Source organism: Sphaerotilus uruguayifluvii (assembly GCF_013294065.1).
Taxonomy (GTDB): Bacteria; Pseudomonadota; Gammaproteobacteria; order Burkholderiales; family Burkholderiaceae_C; genus Sphaerotilus; species Sphaerotilus uruguayifluvii.
Window position 1 is genome coordinate 142,091 of the sequence record NZ_JABSNM010000009.1, and the last position, 16,506, is coordinate 158,596.

Consider the following 16,506-nt stretch of genomic DNA (forward strand, 5'->3'; position numbering starts at 1 on the left):
ACGGGAGGAGGGGATCACCATGCACCGTCGACACCTGCTGCTGGGCCTGGCCAGCGCCACCTGCCTGCCCGCTTGCGGCGGTGGAGGGGGCGATGGCACGGATGCCGCGTCCTCGCTCCCGCCGCCGGCCGAGCTGCTCGACCTCGATCACGTCACGCTGACCCTGCCGGTCAAGGCGGACGGCACGACCGGCGGTCTCCCAGCGCGCACGCTGAAGACGGTCGAACTGCTGCCGTCCGCTGGCGCCCCGCGCGGGCATGAGTCGGACTGGTTCCGGTCGGTCTGGGTCGACGGTACCGGCGCCCGTGGCGAGGCAGCCGTCATGCTCTGGTGCCCGGTCACTGGCGCCTTGTCGAGCGCCACGTCCGACAGCCCGCGCACCGAGTTCCGCCATCAGGTGCGCAGCGGCGCGAACGATGGCTGGACGATCGGTGCCGGCTCGCCCGTGACGATGACGATCGACATCCTGCCGACGCAGATGCCGCCGCTGCGTGGCACGGTGATCGTCGCGCAGATCCACGGCTGGCAGATGAGCGACGCCCGTGGCGCGGTGGTCAGCGCGCCGCCGCTGCTGCTCGTCGTCGTCGAGCCGGGCCCGACCCGGGGCTGGCAGCTGCGCGCCAAGCTGCGGCGCAGCGCCGACGACAGCGTCAGCGGGTACGACAGCCTGGTGCTGCAGACCTTCGCGACGCCGGGCGAGGCCTGGCTGACGCTGCAGGTGGCGGTCGCCGACATGCGGGTGCACATCAACGGCCGGTCGATGCCGATCGATCCGAGCTGGCGGGACATCGGGGCCTACTACAAGGCCGGCGTCTACCTCGACGAGACCGGCACGGACCCGGCGCAGGGCGGCCGTCTGCTGATGCGCCGACTGGTGTTCCGATGAGGGTGCGCCGGGCATCGGCCGTGGCCGGAGGGATGCTGCTGGCGGCGGCGACCGTCGCGTCGGCCGGCCTGCCGCACGCCTGCCGACCGCCGGCCGAGGTGGCGCAGCGGCTGCAGCAGGCCCGCGAGGTCTTCGACCCGGCTGCACCGCAGGCGGCCGTCGCGCTGTGGGATGCGGCGCTGGCCCAGGCGGCCGAGCCGCCGGCGCCGTCATGCCGGGTGGTCGAGACCGCGTGGCAGATCGGCGACTTCCTCAAGCTGCACGCGCGCACCTCGTCCGATCTGGCGCTCGACTACCTGAACCGCGGCATCGCGGCGCATCGTCCCGCGGCCGGCACCGAGGACCTGCCGCTGGCCAAGCTGCTGAAGACCGCGGGCCACTTCTTCGCCCGACGGGGCGACCGCGAGCGCGCCTGTCGCAGTCTGGCGGGCGCCGCCCGCGTGCTCGGCCGGCTGCCCGAGGCCGAGGTGAGCGTGCTGAGCGGCCAGATCCGGGACGAGCGTTCCCAGAACCGCTGCCCGGGCGACGGGGTGTCGCCGTGGGCCGATCCCGATCAGAACCGGTAACGCACCCCCACCGCCACCGACCGCCCGACCGTCTGCCCCCACACCCGGTCGTCCATGCCGACGACGTACAGATCCAGCGTCGAGTCCCATTCGTAGAGGTAGGCCAGGCTCCAGGTCTGCTGGCGCCGGTCGACCGCGTCGCCGAGCGCCCGTGACCGCGCGACCTGCAGCTGCACCTTGCCCGGCCCGAGCGGCGCCGACAGGCCGAGCGAGGCGATCCGGCTGGTGAGCTGCAGCCCGGTGTCGCGCACGAGCGTGTACTGCCCGAACACCTGCGCCCAGCCGGCGTTGTAGCTCAGCCCGAGCTGGCTGGCCTGCTCGCGGATCGCGTCGGCGAATTCGGGGTCGAGGCGCACGCGCTGCCACGAGGCCGAGACGGCCAGCAGGCCGCGGGCGTAGATCGCGTTCAGTGCCGACAGCCGGCCCGGGGCGTCGCGGTCGCCGTCGGCGGCCATCGCCGACAGCGTGACGTCGCCGAACTTCGGTGCGGTGTAGCCGATGGCGCGGTCCCAGTAGAAGTCGCCCTGCACGCCGATCAGGTTGCCGGCGGCGAACAGGTGGCGCACCGCCGGCGAGAAGCCGACCGAGTTGCCCAGCGCGTTGAAGCGGGCGGTCGTGTTGAACAGCAGCGTCTGCAGCCGCCCGGCGCGCACCTGGCCCCAGTCGCGGTGCGCCAGCGACACGAAGGCGTTGCGCGACAGCAGCGGATCGTTGTCGTTGCGGCCGGTGCGCAGGTCCTGGAAGCGGTAGAAGGTCTCCAGCGTGACTCCTGCCGTCACGCCGTTCTCGAAGCCGTAGCTGCCGGTGGCGCCGATGAAGGAGGCGGTCAGCGAGTTGCTGTTCAGGCGGTACTGGCGGTACAGGCCGGCCGGCTCGAAGCGGCCGTACGACAGGTCGGCGACACCGTAGATCGAATGATCGACCTGCGCGTGCGCCGCGGTGGCGCCGCACAGGGCCAGGGCGCCGGTCAGCACGATCCGGGTCATCGTCAGGCGGGCGAGGGGGCTCGGCATGGTGGACAGGTCTCCGGATCGTCGAGGGAGGCTCAGGCGGGCGGCCGGGCCGCCAGCCACAGCGCGTTCATGGCCGCATGCAGCGCGATGCAGGGGCCCAGGTGCCGCCAGCGCTGGTAGGCCCGACCGATGAGCCACGCCGGCAGCAGCGTCAGCCACGCCCAGACGCTGTCGGGCGCGCGCAGCGCGTGCGCCAGCGCGAAGCTCGCCGCCACGCCGAGGTTGATCGACGCCGCCGGCCAGCGGGTGCGGGTCAGCAGTGCCTCCTGCAGCCCGGCGCGCCAGACGATCTCCTCCAGCACCGGCGCGATCACCAGCAGGAGCAGCGGTGCCCATCCGGCGGTCATGGCTCATGACGCACGCTGCGTCGGCGGACGACGCCGCCGGCCGCGACGGCCCAGGATCAGCGCGGCCAGGGCCGCCAGCACGAGCAGCGTCGGATCGAGGGTCTCGTCGCCGGACACCCGGGCGATGCTGCAGCCGCCACCGCCGCCGCCCACCACGTCGGGGGCGGATTCGCCGCGTCCGGCCAGCGGTACCGACCGGACGCTGACGGCCAGGTCGGGGCCGGGGCTGCTGGTGACCTGCAGCGTGCCGCCCGTGTTGCCCGCCGCGGTCGGCACGAAGCGCACGGCGATGCGGCAGTCGGTGCCGGCCGCCAGCGTGAAGGGCGGCGCCGGGCAGGTGCGTCCCTCGACGACGAAGGCGCCGTCGACCGCCCAGCCGATCACCTGCACGGCGCTCTGCGCGTCGGCGCGCAGGACGATCTCGCCCGGTGGCGAGGCGGCGCCGACCCGCGCTGTGCCGAGGTCGAGGCGCTCGGGCGTGACCGCCAGCGTCGAGCCGCCGACCGGGCCGAGGCCGGTGCCGGTCAGCGCCAGCGGGGCCAGCGCGGTGCCGCTGGAGACGACCTGCAGGCGGGCGCCGTGCGTGCCCGGCGAGCCGGGGCTGAAGGCCAGCGTGATCGAGCAGGTCCGATCCGGCTCCAGCAGCGCGCCGGCGACGCAGGCGTCGGCCGCGCCGCCCTGGACCGGGAACATCGCCGCTTCCAGCCCGATGGTGTTGATCAGCGTGAGCCGGATCGCGCCCGGGCCGAGGTTGCGCAGGCTGACGGTGTGCCTGGTCGTGCCGGCGGCGCCGATCGCCTGGGTGCCGAAGTCGTGCACCTCGGTGCCGCCGACCCAGGTGACGACCGGCACGACGGCCGCGCTGCCGTGTCCGGTCACGGACAGCCTCGAGGGCGAGCCGGCGGCGCTGTGCGCGATGCTCAGCGTGGCGCGGTAGTCGGTGTCGGCGGCCAGCGGCGTGAAGCGCAGCGCCAGGTCGCAGGTCTGGCCGATGGCGAGCGTCGTGCCGGCGGCACAGCTCGGCGTGCTGTCCAGGCTGAAGCCGCTGCCGCTCAGGGTCACGCCGGTGAGCTGCAGGCTGGCGGTGCCGCTGTTGCGCAGCCGGACCGTGCGGGTGCCGTACAGGCCGTTGACGGTCTGGCTGCCGACGTCGAGCGGGTTGGCGGCGTCGATCGTCAGCACGCCGACTGGCTGCGGCAGGCCCAGGCCGGTCAGCGTCAGCACCGACGGGTTCGGCGCCGCACCGTCATGGGCGATCGAGAGCGTGGCGCTGCGGATGCCGGTGGCGCCGGGGCTGAACTGCAGCGTCACGGTGCAGGTGGCGCCGACCGCCAGCGTGTTGCCGGCCGCGCAGGTGCCGGCGCGCAGGAAGTCGCCCGGGTGCGGGCCGCCCAGGCTCAGCGCGTTCAGCGTCAGCGGCTTCGAGCCGGTGTTGTGTGCCGTGACGGTGACCGTGCCTGATGGGGTCGCGCCGAGCACGGTGTCGGGGAAAGAGGGCTGCGCGGCGTCGAGCGAGAGCTGGCCGATGTCGGCGGTGCCGTCGAGGGTGATGGACAGCGGGCTGCCGCCGACCGCGCTGTCGTGGGCGATCGCCAGCGTGGCCTGGCGGTTGCCGCTCGCGGTCGGCGTGTAGTCCAGCGTCAGCGTGCAGCTCAGGCCCGGGTCCACGCGCGAGCCGGGCGTGCAGCCCGCGCCGGCGGCGATGCGGTAGTCGTCCTTTGCGGTGCCGGTGAAAGTGGGTGCGCCGAGCACGATCGCGGTGCTGCCGCGGTTGCTCAGGGCCGTGGACACGGGGCCGGCGGCGCTCGGGGTCAACCGCGTCGGCGAGGCCGTCAGCGGCCACGCCGCCGTGCCCGACAGGCCCAGGCTGGTGCTGACGGTGCCGCCGGTGCCGGTGATGGTGACCGGGATGCTGGCGGGCAGGGGTGTGGAGATCGCGGCAGCGGTGGGCTGCCAGCGCAGGCTGACGGTGCAGACGCCGCTGTCGGCGGCGATGACCCGGCCGGCGCATCCGGGGCTGTCTTCGGTGACGCCGGCGGGCAGGGTCAGCGCGTAGGTCCTGGCGTCCGGATAGGTGCTGCTGATCTGGACGGTCCGCACGACCGAGGCGCCGCCGATCACCGCCTCGCCGAAGGCCAGGGCCTGCGGCGACAGCGTGACCGTCGGCCGGTAGGCGGTGGCGTCGACCGTGATCGTGCGGCCGCCGGCGGAGGCGGACGGCTGCACGTCGCTGCCGGCGTAGGTCGGCGTGACGGTGAGGGTGCTGGTGAGCGTGGCGCTGGTCTGCGGCGCCACCACATCGGCCGGCTGGGGCTGGAAGACGACGTCGAGGTCGAGGCGGCAGGTGCCGGGCGTCAGGCTGGATGAGGCCGCGGGCACGGTCAGGGCCGTGCAGGTGCTGCTCGATTTCCGGGTGACGCTGAAGCGCGGGTTGCTGCTGCTGAGGGCCAGCGTCAGCTCGGCGCCCCGGTAGTTGCTCAGCGTGAAGGAGGTCGAGGCCGTGCGTGTGGCGCCGGTGGCTGTGGTGCCGGGGAACGTCAGCGTGGCCGCGGCGGGCACGGCGAGGGCGTCGCGCAGGTTCAGCAGATAGGCTGCGACGGCATCCCGATCCTGTGCCGTCAGCGTGTCGGCGACCGACTTCATCATCGAACAGCTGGCGTTCAGCCGTGTCTGCAGGTTCGATGCATTGCCGACGAAGTCTTCGGACAGACCGACGGCATAGCCCGAGCAGTCGTTCGGGGTCGTGGCCTGGACCGTCGGCGGGTTGGTGTGGCATCCAGCGCATTTCGGGGCCGCCAGTCCGAAGTTCTGCGCCTGGCTGGCGCCGGTGGCGGCCAGCAGCAGCGCCAGCCCGGCTGCTCTCGGGACGAACGTCGACATCATGTGCTTCTCCCTGTTCCGGCCAGAGGAAAGTCCGCCCTACACGCAGTCCACCACCCGGAACTCCACCCGCCGGTCCAGCGCATCGCGCAGATCGTCCGTGCCGAGCCCGACCAGCGCCTCGCGCGAGCCCACGCCGGCGGCGCTCAGCCGGGCGCCGAGCGCGCGGTTGCTGCGCTCCAGCAGCTTCTGCACCGCCTCGGCGCGCTGGCGCGACAGCGTTTCGTTGGCGCGGGCGCTGCCGGTGCGGCTGGTGTGGCCGACGATGCGCACGCAGGCGTCGGCGCGGCCGGTCTCGCGCGCCAGCGTGTCGAGCCAGAGCTGGTACTGCTGCGGCAGGTCGCCGATCGGGCTGAAGCTCGTGCGTCCGGGCTGGAACAGGATCTTGATCGGCAGGCGCTTCGTGTCGAGTCCGGTCGCGATGATGCGTTCGAAGGCGCTGCGTGCGGCCTGCGGGTCGCCGAGCTTCCAGCTCGTCAGGTACAGCCCGTTGAGCACGCGCAGATCGCCCGGATCGGCCATCGTGTCGGCCTCGCGGTAGAGCTGGTGGGCCTCCTGCATGCGCCCGGCGCCGTAGGCCAGGATCGCCTCGTTGACCACCGCGGCGCCGGGCAGCCGGCTCAGGTAGTCCGGGTCGGCCGGGTCGCCGACGCGCGTGTTGACCTGGCACGAGTTGATGTAGCCGAGCGTCGTGCGGTCCTTGTGCCAGGTCGGGCTGTCGGCGTAGAACTTCAGCGGCTCCGGGTTGACCGAGTCGACCGTGCTGCGGTCGAGCTGCTTGGCCACCACCCGGCCGGTGCGCAGGTCGATCAGCGTCAGCCAGACGCGGAAGGCGTCGGGCACGGTGTCGACGGCGCGCTCGACGTTGACCGGCGTGAGCGTGCCGATCAGCAGCAGCGGCTTGTCGGCCAGCGCCTGCCGGGTCAGCGGGCGGGGTTTCCACTGCGGCGTCTGGCGTCGCAGCAGGGCTTCGAGCTGCTCGCCCATGCGTACCGTGCTGGCGGTCTGCGCGCCGGTGTTGGCGTCGATCAGCGGATCGATCACCAGCGTGCGGGCCTCGGCGCCGAGCTGATCGCGTGCCTGCAGCAGCAGTTGTTCGCCGGCCCGCGCGATCGCGTCCTCGAAGCGGATCGGGTCCGGCGCGACCAGATCCTTCGGGCGGGTCGGGGACGCGGAGGCGGACGGCTGCGCCTCGGCCGGCGGCAGCGACAGCATCGACGACAGCAGCACCAGGGCGGCGGCGTACAGGCAGGCGGGCAGGAGCTTCATGACGGCGGCCTTGCGAGGACAGGGCGGAAAACGAGGGGTCAGCGCGTGTCGAACACCGGATCGGGCGCCGGTTTCGTGATGTCGCAGCCGAACACCTGCTCGCTGATGCGGCCGAGCCCGGCATCGGCGCCGAGCCGCTCGGTCACGCGGTCCAGCGTGACCAGGGCGTTGGGCATCGAGCGGTTGACGGCCAGGTCGGCGCCGCCGCCGCACAGGTGGCTGCGGTAGCCGGACGGGATCGAGCGGTCCCAGTCGAAGCGGCCGCTGGCGCTGGCGAAGGCGACGTGGCAGGTGCGGCACGACGCGCCGATCACCTCGCGGTAGAGGCGGTCTGCGCCGGGCACGCTGCGGGCGTGGGCGATCCAGGCCGGGGGCACGTAGGCCTTGTCCTGCGCCGTCGATCCGTCTGCGTACCAGCCGTCGATCAGCCGGCTGACGGGGGTGTCGGCGCTGCCTTCGGTGGCCTGGACGAGGCGGTTGAGCGCGTGCAGCGCCACCTGCTGGTCGGCCTCGCGCAGGCCCGGGGCGCTGCTGAAGCGGTAGTTGCCGGCATCGAACGGCAGGAAGCGCGACCCGAGCATCGGCGAGGCGCCCCGTGCGGTCGGGAAGCGCCCGGCGTGCGTCGCTCCACCGTGGCAGGCGACGCAGACCCCCGGCATGTACTTCTCGCCGCGGCCGTCGAGGTTGACCGACAGCAGCAGCCTGCCGTCGGGTCCGAACGTGACGAACTTCGTGAACGGCCGGCCGCCGTTGGCGCCGGGCGTGGCGGTCCACTCCATGCCGACGCAGGCCACCTGCTTCAGCCCCTGGCGCGCCTGGTCGATCGTGCTGTCGACTTCGGCCTGGCCGAAGCCGTCCGGGCCGGGGTGATTGCAGACCAGGAAGGCGATCTGGTCGGCGCTGCGCCGCACGGCCGACATGCGCCGCACCAGGTTCAGGTCCATGCGGTTGATGTAGTCGGCGCTGGCCTTGTCGGCGGCAGCGATGCCGTCGTCGTAGGGCGGCAGGCGGTGATGGCGCTGCCAGTCGGCCATCGTCACGGGCTGCGCCGGCGTGCCCTGGGCATCGCAATCCGACACCAGGCCGAGCGCGCGGTAATAGGCGCAGGCGCTCTGCGGCGTGTCCAGCCCCTTGTAGGCGAGGAACCGGTCGGCGCCGGGCAGGCCGTCCGAGAGGCTGCCCGACGGGGCCGTGACCGGGCGGCCCCGCACGTTGCCGTCCGGCCCGTTCGCGAGCATGCGGGTGATGCGCGGTGGCGTGTTGGCCAGGCGGAGCGGGGGCATCTCCACCGGCGTCTCCGCCAGGTAGGGGCCGGACGCCAGCAGGTCGACGGTCTGCCGCAGACCTTCGCAGTTCACCTCCAGCCGGTAGCTGCCCTGTGCGGCCACGGCGGCCTCCAGCAGATAGTCTCCGTACCGGTTGGCCGGGATCGCCGCCGTGGCGGCGGTGCCGTCGGTCTGCAGCAGCCGCAGCGTGGCGACGCGGGTCAGGCCGGTGCCCGGATCCTGGCGGCCGCAGGCCGAGCCGTCGGCCAGTTCGACGTGACCGTACAGGCGCAGGTTGATTCCGGCGCCGGGGCTCACGGGAACCGTGGCCGGCGCAGCGCTCGGGACGTAGGCCGGCATGCAGACCGGCCAGGCGCTGCGCGCCAGTGCCGCATCGCGCGTGCAGTGCAGGCGGTACGCGCCCGAAGTCGGCACGGGCAGCCGTGGCAGCACGAGTTCCCCCGATCCGTCGCTGCGGCCGCTGAAGAGGGTCTGGTCCGTGTCGTCGCGCACCTCGACCAGCACGTCGGGCAGGGCGAGCGTGCGCTCGCCCGTGGTCGTGCCGTCGCGGCTGGTGAAGATCCATCTGCCTGCCGCCTGCAGGCGCAGCCGTCCGCCGAGCTGGCCATCGTCGGTGACGGCCGGGGGCGCGTGCAGGGGCTGGGCGGTCGTGGCGGGTGTCGCTGCGGGGTCGAGCGCATCGGACGACACCGCATATTGCGCCTGGGCATGTCCCCCGCGTCCGTCGGACACCGTGACGTAGGCGAAATGCAGTCCGGGGCCGCCGGGCAGGGTCCAGGTCGTGCTCGAGGCATCGCGGTCGTCGATGCGGCCGGCGGTGACGCGCCACTGGTAGTGCAGCGTGTCGCCGTCGGCATCCCGGGCCGCGACCGACAGCGTGGTCTTGTCCGGGCCGCTGTCCTGTGCCGTGGCGCTGGAGCCGCCGCCGCAGCCGGGCAGGGCCAGCGCGACCAGCAGTGCCAGCGTGGCACCGCCCGTACGTTCGGCGCCGGGGTGAGGGGTGCTGCAAGTGCTCATGCCGGATGCCCTTCTGTCAGTCGGCCTGCCGGCCCGATTCTGTCCACGCGGCGAAGGTCTGAAGCATGACTTTGGTCATGGCTGAGGAGGCTGCCGAGGCGGGGGTCAGCGGCATTCCCGCCGCATGAAGCTGCGCTCGGCGTCGGTCACCGGGTCGCCCAGAGCCGATTTCTGCAGCAGGTCGTTGCACTTGAGCTGGGTGACGTAGTCCGGTGCCGGCGGCTGGGCCCGGATGACCTTGGGCGGTCGGCCGTCCGGACTCCAGACCGAGCGGTCGGAGACCTCCGGCGGCGACAGCGTCGGGCTCTCGTCCGAGGGCGCCTTGCGCGCCGGGGCCGGGGTGTTGCCGGCCGACCGCGGCGGAGCGGGAGGCGAGGGCGGCGGCGTCTTGCGCTCCGGGGTCCGGGCGACCGCCGGCGCCGAGGCCGGGGAGACGGTCACCGGATCGGCCTGCGCGGACGCGGCGGAGCCGGGCAGGGATGCGGCAGGGGCCGCGGGGGCGGTGGCGACGGGCGGCGGTGGCGCCGCGGGGGCGGGCTGCGGCTCCGGGGCCGAGGCGGTCGTGACCGGTGCCGGCTCAGCCGCCGGCGTCGGTGCGTGTGCAGGACGCCCGAGCCGGTAGGCCAGTCCGGCCGCGCCGACCAGCAGCACGGCCGCGGCGGCCATCCAGAGGCCGGAGGATCGGGCCGCCGCCGGCCTCGGCAGCGCAGCGGGGGGCGACCCGGCCGGAGGCGTCGCGCGCAGGGGTGGGGGCGGCGGCTGCGGTGGCGGTGGCGGCGAGCGCACCGGGGCGGCGGGCGGCGCTGCCGAGGGGGCGGGCCCGACCGCGGGCGCCGCCAGCAGCGCGCGCAGTTCGGCCACGCTCTGCGGCCGGTGCTGCGGCAGCACCGCCAGGCAGGCGTCGATCGCCTCGAGGAAGGCCGGGCCGCACAGGCCGGCCGCGCTGCGCACCAGCGGCTGGTACTTGTCGGTCACCACGCGGGTGACCGACTGCGGCGGCGTGCGCCCGGTCAGCGCGAAATGCACGACCGAGGCCAGCGCGTACAGGTCGGTCCACGGCCCCTGCTTGACGCCGGGCATGTCGCCGTACTGCTCGATCGGCGCATAGCCGGTCTTCAGGATGACCGTCAGCGCCTGCGTCATGTCGCCGATGACCCGCCGCGCCGCGCCGAGGTCGAGAATGACCGGGCGGCCGTCCTCGAGGATCATGATGTTGTCGGGCGCGATGTCGCGGTGGCAGGTGTCGGCGCGGTGCATGGTCTCGAGCGCGTCGAGCAGCGGCACCAGCAGCGCGCGCAGCCAGAGCTCGTCGGGCGGCCCGGGCAGCGCCTTGAGCACCTCGCCCAGCGTGCGGCCGACGTAGCAGGGCATCACCATGTAGGCGGTGCCGTTGCCCTCCCAGAAGCGGTGGACCTTGATCAGCGAGGGGTGATCGAAGCTGGCCAGCAGCCGCGCCTCGTTGATGAAGCTGCGCAGGCCCGCCTCGAAGGTCTCGGCGTGGCGGCGCGAGCGCACCGAGACCGTCATCGCCTGCGTGCGCGCGGCCAGCGACGAGGGCATGTATTCCTTGATCGCGACCCGCCGGTGCAGCGAATGGTCCTGAGCGAGGTAGACGATGCCGAAGCCGCCCTCGCCGATGACCGACAGCAGCTCGAACTCCTCCAGCCGGGTGCCGGCGGGCAGCGCGTTGCCGAACTCGTCGTCGGCGAGTTCGCCGGGCGGTGGCGGACCGGCCGGTGCAGGGCCCAGCCGGGTCCGGTCCGGATCGTCGGCGGTGGCGGACGGTTCTGGCATCGAGGCTTCCTGGCGGGAGGGCGGGCAGGCCCGGACGGGCGACGCGAGGATTGTCCCGGGCGCAGGCGCGGCCGTCGAATGACCAAAGTCCTGTGCGCGTCCCGGGGCGGGACGCATGACTTTCGGCGCTTGCCGCTCCCCCGGGCGGCATGTCCTGATCGGGCCGGAGGCGAGCGATGAGGAACTTGCGGAGCCGGATCATGCTGCTCGGGCTGGCGCTGATCGGCGGCGTGGCGCGTGCGGCCGCGCCGCCCTCGGTCGGCCTGGTGACGGTTGCCGAGGGCGAGCCGCGCCTGATCCGCGCCGAGGCGGTGCTGCGGCTGGTGCCGGGCATGCGCCTGCAGGCGGCCGATCTGGTCCACCTGCCCGAGGCGCCGGCCGCGCTGGTGCGCATCGAGCAGGCCGACGGCTCGGTGCTGGAGCTCGGACCGGGCGCACGGCTGTGGAGCGCGCCGCGCCTGGCCGGGGGCGCCGACTGGTATGTGCTGTCGGGCTGGTTCAAGTTCGCCACGCGGCAGGCGCGCGCGACGCTGATGACGCCGCTGCTGGCCTGGCGGCCGGCCGCCGCGGTCACGATCGCGCGGCTGGAGCCGCAGGGGCCGGCGCTGTCGCTGTTCGTCGAGAGCGGCATGCCGCAGTGGCAGCCGCGCCAGCCGGCGCTGCGCCTGCCCGAGGTGCCGGTGCACGCGGGTGACCACCTGGTGCTGCGGCCGGGCGCCAGCGGCCGCCCGGTGGCGCGGCCGCGGCCGCCGGCCGAGTGGCTTGCGGCGCTGCCGGCGGCCTTCCGCGACACGCTGCCGCCGCTGGCCGGGCGCTTCGCCGGCGAGGTCCCGCCCGGCGCGGTGCTCGGCGAGCCGGACTACGCGCTGCTGGCGCCCTGGCTGCAGGGCGAGCCGCTGCTGCGGCGCGCCGGCGTCGAGCGCTGGCGCGCGCTGGCGGCGCGCCGGGAGTTCCGGGCCGCGCTGCGCGCGCATCTGGCCGAGCATCCGGAGTGGGCGCCGGTGCTCGATCCGCCCGCCGCGCCGCGCCGCGCGTCGCCGGGCGCGGCCGTCGACGCGCCGTCCTCGTCGGGCGCCCATTCACCGGGAGTGCGTCCGTGAAGCTGCTGTGGAAGTTCAATCTCGTCTTCCTGCTGGTGTTCGCGCTCGGGCTGGGCGCCAGCGCCTGGGTGACGCGCCAGCTGCTGCAGGCCCAGGCCCGCGAGGAGGTGATCGAGCGGGCGCGCCTGCTGATGGAGAAGGCGCTGGCGGTGCGCGCCTACACGACCGGCCAGATCACGCCGCTGCTGGAGACGCAGATGAAGTACAGCTTCCTGCCGCAGTCGGTGCCGGCCTTCGCCGCGACCGAGGTGGTGGCGGCGCTGCGCGGCCGCTATCCGGACTATGTCTACAAGGAGGCGGTGCTCAATCCGACCAATCCGCGCGACCGGGCGGTCGAGTGGGAGGTCGACGTGGTCACCCAGTTCCGCAGCGACCTGCAGCGCAGGGAGTTCGTCGGCGAGCGCGACACGCCGACCGGCCGGTCGCTCTACATCGCCCGGCCGATCCGGATCTCGAATGCGGCCTGTCTGCGCTGCCACAGCACCGTCGAGGCCGCGCCGCGGCCGATGATCGAGCGCTACGGGCCGGCCAACGGCTTCGGCTGGAGCCACGACGAGGTGGTCGGCGCGCAGATCGTCTCGGTGCCGATGGCCGTGCCGCTGCAGCGGGCCGAGGCGGCCTTCGGGGTCTTCGTGGGCTCGCTGGCGGCGGTGTTCGGCGCGGTCGTGCTGGTGCTGAACCTGATGCTGTGGAAACTGGTGGTGCAGCCGGTCGGGCGGCTGTCGGCGCTGGCCGACCGGGTCAGCCTCGGCGAGATGGAGGCGCCGGCCTTCGAGCGCGCCGGCCGCGACGAGATCGCGGTGCTGGCGGCCTCGTTCGGGCGCATGCGCCGCAGCCTGGTCGAGGCGATGCGTCTGCTGGAGAGCTGAGGGCCGGACATGCCGCATTCCGTGCCCGCGCTGCCGGCCCGCCTGGGCAAGTACCGCGTCACCGGCCTGCTCGGCCAGGGCGCGATGGGCATCGTCTACCGCGCCGAGGATCCCGACATCCTGCGTCCGGTGGCGATCAAGACGATGCACTGCGCGGGCCGCGCGGGCGATGCCGAGCGCGAGTCGGCGCTGCAGCGCTTCCGCAACGAGGCGCAGGCGGCCGGGCGGCTGCACCACCCCGGCATCGTCGCGGTGCACGAGTACGGCGTCGACGGCGACACCGCCTACATCGCGATGGAGCTGGTCGACGGCCATCCGCTGTCGGGCGGGCTGGGCGCCGGCGCCTTGCCGCCGGCCGATGTCGTCGGCCTGATGCTGCAGCTGCTCGACGCGCTGGCCCACGCGCATGCGCACGGCGTCTGGCACCGCGACATCAAGCCGTCGAACCTGATGCTGACCCGCGACGGCCGGCTGAAGGTCACCGACTTCGGCATCGCGCGCATCGACGAGCGGGGCCTGACGCGCGAGGCCTCGCTCATCGGCACGCCGCACTGCATGGCGCCGGAGCAGTTCCTGGGCGGCCCGATCGACCATCGCGTCGACCTGTGGGCGGCCGGCGTGCTGATGTACCAGCTGCTGGCCGGGAGGCAGCCGTTCTCCGGTCGGCCCGACGTGGTGATGTACCAGGTGCTGCACCAGACACCGGCGCCGCCGTCGCAGGCCGAGGGCAGCGGCAGTCCGGTGCTGTTCGACGCGCTGGTGATGCAGGCGCTGTCGCGCCGGCCCGAGGCCCGGCCGGCCGACGCGACGGCCTTCCGCGAGGCGCTGCTGGCGCTGGCCGGCGTGCCGGCCCGCGGCGTCCCGGCCGGCACCCTGTCCGACGAGACGGTCGTGCGGCTGCTGCCGGTGGCCGGTGGCGGGCCGCTGCCGGGCTGGGACGAAGGCAGCCTGCGCGAGCTCGAGACGCGGCTGCTGCCCGAGCTCGGGCCGGTCGCGCGGGTGCTGGTGCGCCGCGCGGCCCGGGAGTGCACCGACCTGCCGACGCTGCACGGCCGGCTGGCCGGCCATCTCGAGGACGAGGGGGCGCGGCGGCGTTTCCTGGCGGCGGGTTTGAGCGTCGGCGCGTCGCGCGCGTCGGCGGCCAGTGCGGTGCTGTCCGGGGATTCGGGCGTCTGGCCCGATGCCGAGCGGGTGCGCCGCGCCGGCCGGCTGCTGCTGCCGCATCTCGGGCCGATCGCGCCGGTGCTGGCGCAGCGCGAGGCCGCGCGGGCCGCCTCGGCCTCGGTCTGGCTGCAGGCGCTGCTGGCGCGCATCGACGATCCGCAGGTGCGCGCCGCGCTCGAGCGCGGCCTCGGTCCCTTCTGATTCCCGTCCGTTCAGCCGTCCCGGTGCAGCCTGCGGAACTCTTCTTCCTCGGCCTTGCGCCGGCGCTCGACGCAGGTCGGATGCCGTGCGGACTCCGGCTTGCGGCACTGGGCGTCGATGCACATCGCGTGTGCGATCAGGATGCGTCCTGCACAAGCTGTTTCGGGGGACTCGGGTGCGGTCTCGGCCGGTGCTGTCGCGGAGGCGGGAGCCGGTCCGGCGGGCCGGGAGGCCGTGCCCGCGCCCCCGGCTGCATGCTGGGAGGCCGCCTGGGCCTCGGTGGCCGCACGAGCCGCGGCTGCGGACGCGCGAGCGGCCGCAAGTGCAGCCCGGTCGGGTCTCGATGCCGCCAGGCCTGGCGCCGAGGCCGCGCCGGGGAGCGCCGTCGCCTGCGGCGCCGGCAGGACCTTCGGCCCGGCCGCGGGCGGCTCGCTCGGCAGCGGCATCGATGCAGCGGCGGTGTCGCGGGCGACGGGCGGTTCACGCTCCTCGGTGATGATCGGCGGCGGCGTGCGCGGCGCGTCGGCCTGCGATGCCACCGCCACGGGTGGCGTGGCGCTGGCCGCGGCCTGGGCCGGTTCGGGGGCGGGGCCGCCCCGGCGTCCGAGCAGCAGCGCGGCCGCGCCGACCAGCAGCAGCACCGCCGCCGCGGCCGCCAGCCAGGGGCCGCGCTGCGAGGCGGAGGTGGCGGGCGCCGGTGCGCGGGCCTCCGCCGGAGGCGGGGCCGACATTGCGGGGGCGGCTGCGGTCGGGGGGCGCGGGGCGGTGCCGGGGGCCGTCGCCGGGTCCGGCAGCACGATCTTCATGTCGCGGCCGGTGCGCGGCTCGGTGCCGCCGCCGCGCATCGACGGCGTGGTGGCGCGGGGCACCATGCCGGCGACCTCCGGCGTGGCCGGAGGCAGGCCGGTCACCGGCGCGGGTGCGGAGGTGGGTGCGGAGGCGGCATGACGCGTGACCGGGTGCTGGGTCACGCGCCGCGGCAGGCCGCCGGTCGGCTCGGTGACGACGACGGTGCGGTCCGGGTCGATGTCCTGCGCATTGGCGGTGCCCGCCAGCGTCGCGTCCGGATCGAAGCCGGGCATGACCGAGGGCAGCAGGCCGAGCAGGCGCATCAGCGCCTCGACGCTCTGCGGCCGCCCGTCCGGGCGCACCGCCAGCGTCTGCTGCCAGGCGTTCAGGAAGGCGTCGCTGTAGCGCAGGCCACGCTCGGCCTGCAGCCGTGCGCCGATCTCGGGCAGCGGCACCATCTCGTCCTGCAGCGTGCGCGCGGCCGCCGGCGGCGGCGGCCTGCCGGTCAGGCTCGCATGCACGACCGCGCCGAGCGCATAGAGGTCGGTCCACGGCCCCTGGCGCAGGTTCGGCATCTCGGCGTACTGCTCGATCGGCGCGTAGTTCGGCTTCAGGATCGCGGTGAGCGTCTGCGTGCGGTCGCTGATGACCTGGCGCGCGGCGCCGAAGTCCAGCAGCACCGGCCGGCCGTTGCGCAGCAGCAGGATGTTGTCCGGCGAGACGTCGCGGTGGTAGATGTGCTGCGCATGCAGCGTCTCGAGGGCGCCCAGCAGCGGCACCAGCACGCCCATCAGCCAGACCTCGCCGGGCGGCGCCGGCATCTGGCGCAGCGTCTGCGCCAGCGTCTGGCCCTGGTAGAGCGGCATCACCATGTAGGCGGTGCCGTTGCCTTCCCAGTAGCGGAAGACCTTGACCAGCGCCGGATGGTCGAAGCGCGCGAGCATCTTCGCCTCGAGCATGAAGCTGCGCAGCCCGGCACCGAAGGTCTCGCCATGCGTGCGCCCGCGTGGCTGCACCGAGCCGTCGCTGCCGCGCGAGGCCAGCAGCCCTGGCATGTATTCCTTGATCGCGACCTCGCGCTCGAGGTCGTGGTCGAAGGCGCGGTAGACGATGCCGAACCCGCCGACGCCGACCAGGCCGCGGATCTCGAATTCGCCCAGCCGGGTCCCGATGCTCAGTGTGCCTTCTTCGTCCACGCCGTCCGCCGCCAGGTTGTCGCCATCCCTGCCAGCGTAGCGGGGCAGGCGGGCGCCGTCTTGTGACTTTGGTCGATCCGGGCCGGCGCGACGGCGCCGACCGTGTCCGGGCGCATGACTTTCGTTGCT

Annotated in this window: 12 protein-coding genes; 5 read left to right on the forward strand and 7 right to left on the reverse strand. The window is 74.3% G+C overall.

Translation table 11 applies throughout. The features are described 5' to 3' along the window. Positions 1–19 precede the first annotated feature (19 nt). On the forward strand, positions 20–886 hold the full coding sequence (locus HNQ01_RS11925) for a polysaccharide lyase family 7 protein (RefSeq protein ID WP_173805654.1): 867 nt from the start codon (positions 20–22) through the stop codon (positions 884–886). Beyond that, the gene (locus HNQ01_RS11930; protein ID WP_173805655.1) at positions 883–1,452 is read left to right on the forward strand and encodes a hypothetical protein; all 570 of its coding nucleotides are present in this window, start codon (positions 883–885) and stop codon (positions 1,450–1,452) included. Before HNQ01_RS11925 ends, HNQ01_RS11930 begins: the two co-directional genes overlap by 4 nt. Here HNQ01_RS11930 and HNQ01_RS11935 read toward each other — a convergent pair. From HNQ01_RS11935 to HNQ01_RS11960, 6 genes are all read right to left on the reverse strand, one after another. Next, positions 1,440–2,465, reverse strand: a complete 1,026-nt coding sequence (locus tag HNQ01_RS11935; protein ID WP_173805656.1) for a porin — start codon at positions 2,463–2,465, stop codon at positions 1,440–1,442. The genes HNQ01_RS11930 and HNQ01_RS11935 overlap by 13 nt on opposite strands. 32 nt (positions 2,466–2,497) lie before the next feature. Continuing rightward, entirely contained in the window at positions 2,498–2,812 is a 315-nt protein-coding gene (gene mrtJ / locus HNQ01_RS11940; protein ID WP_173805657.1) for a JDVT-CTERM system glutamic-type intramembrane protease MrtJ, read from the reverse strand. Between the two features lie 3 nt (positions 2,813–2,815). Further along, on the reverse strand, positions 2,816–5,692 hold the full coding sequence (locus tag HNQ01_RS11945; RefSeq protein ID WP_173805658.1) for a choice-of-anchor D domain-containing protein: 2,877 nt from the start codon (positions 5,690–5,692) through the stop codon (positions 2,816–2,818). Positions 5,693–5,731: 39 nt separating this feature from the next. After that, positions 5,732–6,961, reverse strand: a complete 1,230-nt coding sequence (locus HNQ01_RS11950) for an OmpA family protein (protein ID WP_173805659.1) — start codon at positions 6,959–6,961, stop codon at positions 5,732–5,734. Between the two features lie 38 nt (positions 6,962–6,999). After that, positions 7,000–9,264 carry a hypothetical protein gene (locus tag HNQ01_RS11955; protein ID WP_173805660.1) on the reverse strand — a complete coding sequence of 755 codons (2,265 nt, stop codon included), beginning with the start codon at positions 9,262–9,264 and terminating at the stop codon, positions 7,000–7,002. 105 nt (positions 9,265–9,369) lie between these two features. Next, positions 9,370–11,058, reverse strand: a complete 1,689-nt coding sequence (locus HNQ01_RS11960) for a serine/threonine protein kinase (RefSeq protein ID WP_173805661.1) — start codon at positions 11,056–11,058, stop codon at positions 9,370–9,372. Between the two features lie 176 nt (positions 11,059–11,234). On the opposite strand from HNQ01_RS11960, the gene HNQ01_RS11965 reads away from it, so the two are divergent. Genes HNQ01_RS11965 through HNQ01_RS11975 form a run of 3 tightly spaced genes read left to right on the forward strand, consistent with a single transcriptional unit; the run spans position 11,235 to position 14,392 of the window. Then, on the forward strand, positions 11,235–12,158 hold the full coding sequence (locus HNQ01_RS11965) for a FecR family protein (protein ID WP_173805662.1): 924 nt from the start codon (positions 11,235–11,237) through the stop codon (positions 12,156–12,158). Continuing rightward, on the forward strand, positions 12,155–13,027 hold the full coding sequence (locus HNQ01_RS11970; RefSeq protein WP_173805663.1) for a Tll0287-like domain-containing protein: 873 nt from the start codon (positions 12,155–12,157) through the stop codon (positions 13,025–13,027). The genes HNQ01_RS11965 and HNQ01_RS11970 overlap by 4 nt, the downstream gene beginning before the upstream one ends. A 9-nt stretch (positions 13,028–13,036) precedes the next feature. Continuing rightward, on the forward strand, positions 13,037–14,392 hold the full coding sequence (locus HNQ01_RS11975) for a serine/threonine-protein kinase (RefSeq protein ID WP_173805664.1): 1,356 nt from the start codon (positions 13,037–13,039) through the stop codon (positions 14,390–14,392). An 11-nt stretch (positions 14,393–14,403) separates the two neighbouring features. Here HNQ01_RS11975 and HNQ01_RS11980 read toward each other — a convergent pair whose 3' ends face one another. Continuing rightward, entirely contained in the window at positions 14,404–16,377 is a 1,974-nt protein-coding gene (locus HNQ01_RS11980; RefSeq protein ID WP_173805535.1) for a serine/threonine protein kinase, read from the reverse strand. Positions 16,378–16,506 lie beyond the last annotated feature (129 nt).

Coding starts and splice junctions, on each gene's coding strand:
- HNQ01_RS11925 (WP_173805654.1), top strand. CDS start 20: ATGCACCGTCGACACCTGCTGCTGGGCCTGGCCAGCGCCACCTGCCTG.
- HNQ01_RS11930 (WP_173805655.1), top strand. CDS start 883: ATGAGGGTGCGCCGGGCATCGGCCGTGGCCGGAGGGATGCTGCTGGCG.
- HNQ01_RS11935 (WP_173805656.1), bottom strand. CDS start 2,465: ATGCCGAGCCCCCTCGCCCGCCTGACGATGACCCGGATCGTGCTGACC.
- mrtJ (WP_173805657.1), bottom strand. CDS start 2,812: ATGACCGCCGGATGGGCACCGCTGCTCCTGCTGGTGATCGCGCCGGTG.
- HNQ01_RS11945 (WP_173805658.1), bottom strand. CDS start 5,692: ATGTCGACGTTCGTCCCGAGAGCAGCCGGGCTGGCGCTGCTGCTGGCC.
- HNQ01_RS11950 (WP_173805659.1), bottom strand. CDS start 6,961: ATGAAGCTCCTGCCCGCCTGCCTGTACGCCGCCGCCCTGGTGCTGCTG.
- HNQ01_RS11955 (WP_173805660.1), bottom strand. CDS start 9,264: ATGAGCACTTGCAGCACCCCTCACCCCGGCGCCGAACGTACGGGCGGT.
- HNQ01_RS11960 (WP_173805661.1), bottom strand. CDS start 11,058: ATGCCAGAACCGTCCGCCACCGCCGACGATCCGGACCGGACCCGGCTG.
- HNQ01_RS11965 (WP_173805662.1), top strand. CDS start 11,235: ATGAGGAACTTGCGGAGCCGGATCATGCTGCTCGGGCTGGCGCTGATC.
- HNQ01_RS11975 (WP_173805664.1), top strand. CDS start 13,037: ATGCCGCATTCCGTGCCCGCGCTGCCGGCCCGCCTGGGCAAGTACCGC.